The organism is Amaricoccus sp., assembly GCF_036846665.1.
Classification (GTDB): domain Bacteria; phylum Pseudomonadota; class Alphaproteobacteria; order Rhodobacterales; family Rhodobacteraceae; genus Amaricoccus.
Genome location: NZ_DAIUBO010000288.1, coordinates 1 through 4210, shown reverse-complemented (window position 1 = coordinate 4210; position 4210 = coordinate 1). Strand labels below are relative to the sequence as shown.

6 protein-coding genes and 1 pseudogene are annotated in these 4210 nt (G+C 68.8%); 3 read left to right on the top strand and 4 right to left on the bottom strand.

Annotated features, from left to right (window positions below; translation table 11 throughout):
• Nucleotides 1-239: 239 nt before the first annotated feature.
• The 3 genes from V7050_RS18845 to mce form a co-directional block, all read right to left on the bottom strand.
• Entirely contained in the window at nt 240-383 is a 144-nt protein-coding gene (locus V7050_RS18845) for a hypothetical protein (protein WP_324368537.1), read from the bottom strand.
• A gap of 78 nt (nt 384-461) precedes the next feature.
• Nucleotides 462-725 carry a DUF1467 family protein gene (locus V7050_RS18840; protein WP_324368539.1) on the bottom strand — a complete coding sequence of 88 codons (264 nt, stop codon included), beginning with the start codon at nt 723-725 and terminating at the stop codon, nt 462-464.
• Nucleotides 722-1126, bottom strand: a complete 405-nt coding sequence (gene mce / locus V7050_RS18835) for a methylmalonyl-CoA epimerase (protein ID WP_324368541.1) — start codon at nt 1124-1126, stop codon at nt 722-724. The genes V7050_RS18840 and mce overlap by 4 nt, the downstream gene beginning before the upstream one ends.
• Nucleotides 1127-1396: 270 nt before the next feature.
• Here mce and V7050_RS18830 point away from each other — a divergent pair, with 270 nt between their 5' ends.
• Nucleotides 1397-2203 carry a sugar phosphate nucleotidyltransferase gene (locus V7050_RS18830; protein WP_324368543.1) on the top strand — a complete coding sequence of 269 codons (807 nt, stop codon included), beginning with the start codon at nt 1397-1399 and terminating at the stop codon, nt 2201-2203.
• Entirely contained in the window at nt 2181-2837 is a 657-nt protein-coding gene (locus V7050_RS18825) for a PIG-L deacetylase family protein (protein WP_324368545.1), read from the top strand. The genes V7050_RS18830 and V7050_RS18825 overlap by 23 nt, the downstream gene beginning before the upstream one ends.
• A gap of 204 nt (nt 2838-3041) precedes the next feature.
• Here the strand turns inward: V7050_RS18825 and V7050_RS18820 are convergent.
• Nucleotides 3042-4010 (bottom strand): annotated as a pseudogene (locus tag V7050_RS18820) (dipeptidase); the annotation flags it as partial.
• A 14-nt stretch (nt 4011-4024) separates the two neighbouring features.
• Between V7050_RS18820 and V7050_RS18815 the strand changes: the two are divergent.
• On the top strand, nt 4025-4210 hold a 186-nt coding region (locus V7050_RS18815), incomplete at its 3' end, for a HisA/HisF-related TIM barrel protein (RefSeq protein ID WP_324411018.1).

Genomic DNA, 4210 nt, shown 5'->3' with positions numbered 1-4210 from the left:
CGGGCGACCGGACCGGGCAAGGCGCCACCGGCGCCTCGCCTTTTCGGTCCGGGGGGATCCGACGCGGGCCGCGCCGGGCGCGGCCTTATTCATGACCCGAGGCATGATTCGGTGGCGCCGGCAAAGTGAAAGGGCTGTTGGCGTCAAACCAACATACCGCTGCACCGCACGGGCGCGCGGGCGCGCGGGTGTGACTGTCTTCAGGCCGTCCCGCGGTGGAATGCGGGATCCGGGTCCGGTCAGGTGCCGACTTCGGGCGGCAGGATGATCGGAGTCTCGGCGGTCTGTTCGTGCTTCTTCTCCGACCAGTTGCATGCCGCGAAGGCGGCGCCGGAGAAGGCGAGGAAGGCGGCCGAGGCAACGAGCAGGGCGATTGGCTTCATCGTGCTGGGACCTCCATTGCAGCGGGGGAGAGCATAGCACGATTCCGCGTGCGGGCGACCATCTTATTGCCGCCGCGGCTACATCCGCCCCCAGATGTCGATGTCCTGGATCGTGAGGCCGCCCCATTGGATGAAGGCGCAGAGCGCGGCCCAGAGGAGGGTCGCGACCAGGGTGACCCATTTCAGCTTCCTGCGGATCATCGGATCCGTCGGGGCCGAGCCGGGGGTTCCGGGCACGATCGAGCCGTCCTCGGACTGGCTGCGCACGTTGAGCGGCAGGACGACGAAGAGCGTCAGGAACCATACCACCACGTAGACGACCAGGACGGAGGTGATCGTCACGCTTCCTCGAGCTCCACCAGGGTCCCGTTGAAATCCTTGGGGTGGAGGAAGAGCACCGGCTTGCCATGGGCCCCGGTCTTCGGCTCGCCGTTGCCGAGCACGCGCGCGCCCTCGGCGAGCAGGCGGTCGCGGGCGGCGCGGATGTCCTCGACCTCGAAGCAGAGGTGATGGATGCCGCCGGCGGGGTTGCGTGCGAGGAAGGCCGCGACCGGCGAGGCCTCGCCCAGGGGATGCAGGAGCTCGATGCGGGTGTTCGGCAGGTCGATGAAGATCACCGTCACGCCGTGCTCGGGCTCGGCCTGGGGCGCGCCGACCCTGGCGCCCAGCGTGTCGCGGTAGGTCGCGGCCGCCGCCGCGAGGTCGGGCACGGCGATGGCGACGTGGTTGAGCCGTCCGATCATGGCGTCCTGTCCTGGCTGCGGGCTGGCAACTCTATAGGCGAGGCGCCGGTGGACGGCAATCGCGCGGGATCGCCGGCCGTGGGGGCACGATCGGCGGCGGGACGCGCCCTCGCCGCGGCATATCCGGCCGACGGGACGCGATTTACCGAACCGACAGCTTTCCGGCGCGGATGGCGTTCTGCGGTGGAAATCGCGATGCGAACGTCTATACTTGCGCCGCCACTCGGCCAGGCCGCAGGGGCGGTTCAGATGTGCGACGAGGTAGACCGAATGAAGGTTGTGTTGTTCTGTGGTGGCCAGGGGACGCGCCTGCGCGACTATTCCGATCAGGTTCCGAAACCGCTGGTGCCCGTGGGCGGAATGCCGATCCTGTGGCACATCATGAAGTATTACGCCTCCTTCGGGCACAAGGATTTCGTGCTCTGCCTCGGCTACATGGGCGAGACGATCAAGCGGTTCTTCCTCGAATACGACGAATGCATGTCCAACGACTTCGTCTTCGAGGACGGCGGCGCCAAGCGGCAGCTGCTCAGGACCGACATCCACGACTGGCGCATCACCTTCGTCGATACCGGGCAGTCGACCAATATCGGCGGCCGGCTGCTGAAGGTCCGCGAGCATCTGGCGGGCGAGGAGATGTTCCTGGCCAATTATGCCGACATCCTGACGGACATGGATCTCGACGCCATGGTCTCGGCCTTCCGGGCCTCGGATTCCACCGCCGGGTTCTGCTGCGTGCAGCCGCCCTATTCCTTCCACCTCGTCACCACGCGCGAGAACGGCAAGGTGGCGCGGATGATGAACGTCAAGGAAAGCGGCATGTGGATGAACGGCGGCTACATCATCCTGCGGCAGGCGATCTTCGACAACCTCTTCGAGGGCGAGGAGCTGGTGATCGAGGGCTTCGACCGGCTGGTGAAGGCCAACCGGCTCTACGCCCACAAGCACGACGGCTTCTGGATGCCGATGGACACCTTCAAGGAGAAGCAGGCGCTCGACGACATGGTCGCGAAGGGCACCACCCCCTGGCAGACATGGAAGGCGCCGAAGCCCGATGCTCGATCTGCGGTGGCCTGAGCTTCGCACGATCCTCGCGCTCGGCGCCCACAGCGACGACATCGAGATCGGGGCCGGGGCGACCCTGCTGCGGCTGATGCGCGAGCATCCCGGCCTGCGCGTCGTCTGGGTCGTGCTGTCCGGCGGCGGCATCCGCGGGGCGGAGGCACGGGCGAGCGCGGCGCGCTTTCTCGAGGGCGCCGCGGCCTCGGTGGTCGAGCTGCACGAATTCCGCGACGGGCGGTTTCCGCTGCAATGGGGCGAGATCAAGGATGTCTTCGAGGCGCTGAAGGTCCATGAGCCGGATCTGATCTTCACCCATTACGGCAAGGATCTGCATCAGGACCACCGCACCGTCTCGGAACTGACCTGGAACGCGTTCCGCGACCATGTGATCCTCGAATACGAGATCCCGAAATGGGACGGCGGCATGGGCTCTCCCAATGCCTTCGTTCCGGCGAGCGTCGCGGATGCGGACCGCAAGATCGAGATTCTGCTGAGCGCCTTCGCCAGCCAGACCTCGAAGCACTGGTTCGACGATCTCACCTTCCGCGGGCTGATGCGGCTCCGGGGCATGGAATGCTGCGCGCCCGACGCCCTTGCCGAGGCCTTTTTCGCCCGCAAGCTCAGCCTGGGCGGCCCGGCGGGGCGGTGACGCCAGGGGCCGGGGCGCAGGGCGTCCATTGCTCGAGTCGGGGGCTTTCGGCGTTGCCGTGACGGGCGCTCCACCGGGAAGGCGCGCAATGTAGCCAAGGGGTCCCGCCCGTGCTCCCCGAGGCGATGGACCGGCAACGATGGAACGCGTCCGCGTCCTGATTCTGTCGGCCGGGTGGGGTCGGCGGGCCTTCCGGACCGCCGGTCAGGCGCCCCAGACGCGCTCCAGCAGGCGGAGCCAGTTCCCATGCAGCAGCTTGGCGAGGAGCGGCGTATCGAAGCCATGCGCCCGCAGCGTCGCCTCGAAGGCGGGCAGGCCGGTCACGTCGCCGATGCAGCCGGGGATCGTGGCGCCGTCGAAATCGGAGCCGATCCCGACATGGTCCTCGCCTAAGTGGGCGATGAGATGGTCGAGGTGCCGGAGAGCCGGATCCCAGCCGGTGTCCACCGCCCGGCGGCCGTCCGGCCGCAGGAAGGCGGCGGCGAAATTGAGCCCGACGAGGCCCGCGCGCTCGCGGATCATCGCGAGCTGCCGGTCGGTGAGGTTGCGCGAGGCCGGGCAGATGGCATGGGCGTTGGAATGGCTGGCCACGAGGGGCGCCGTGGAGACGGCCGCCACGTCGTCGAAGCCCGCCGCGTTGAGATGCGACAGGTCGATCACGATGCGCAGCGCATCGCATGCCCGCACCAGATCGCGGCCGAGCGCGGTGAGGCCCGGACCGGTGTCGGGGTCACCGGGAAAGCGGAAGGGAACACCGTGGCCGAAGATCGTCGGCCGGCTCCAGACCGGCCCCAGCGAGCGCAGCCCGGCGGCGTGCAGGACGTGGAGCGCATCGAGGTCGGGTCCGATCGCCTCGGCCCCCTCCATGTGCAGGACGGCGGCGATGACATCCGCATCGAGACAGGCGCGGATCTCCGCCGCCGACCGGCAGAGCCGCAGCACGCCCTCCGAGACGCGCTCCATGCGCATGAGGATCCCCGCCATGGCCAGCGCCGCCGGTTGGGCGGTATCAGTCCCGACCGGATCGGGCAGCGGCAGGTCGAAGGGCGGGTCGCGCATGAGCGCGTCGATGTCGGTCCCGGTCTCGGGGGAGGGCACCCAGATCGCGAAGAGCCCGCCGGCGAAGCCGTCGCGCCGCATCCGCGGCAGGTCGAGCTGGCCCTGACCCTGACCGGTGGGCGGTCGTCGTGAGCCTCGCCGTACGTGTGATCCCGTGTCTGGACGTCGACGCCGGCCGGGTGGTGAAGGGGGTCAACTTCGAGAACCTCCGCGACGCCGGCGACCCCGTCGAGCTGGCCCGGCGCTACGACGCCGAGGGCGCCGACGAGCTGACCTTCCTCGACATCTCGGCCTCCCACCAGGGCCGGGCGACG

Coding starts and splice junctions, on each gene's coding strand:
- V7050_RS18845 (WP_324368537.1), bottom strand. CDS start 383: ATGAAGCCAATCGCCCTGCTCGTTGCCTCGGCCGCCTTCCTCGCCTTC.
- mce (WP_324368541.1), bottom strand. CDS start 1,126: ATGATCGGACGGCTCAACCACGTCGCCATCGCCGTGCCCGACCTCGCG.
- V7050_RS18830 (WP_324368543.1), top strand. CDS start 1,397: ATGAAGGTTGTGTTGTTCTGTGGTGGCCAGGGGACGCGCCTGCGCGAC.
- V7050_RS18825 (WP_324368545.1), top strand. CDS start 2,181: ATGCTCGATCTGCGGTGGCCTGAGCTTCGCACGATCCTCGCGCTCGGC.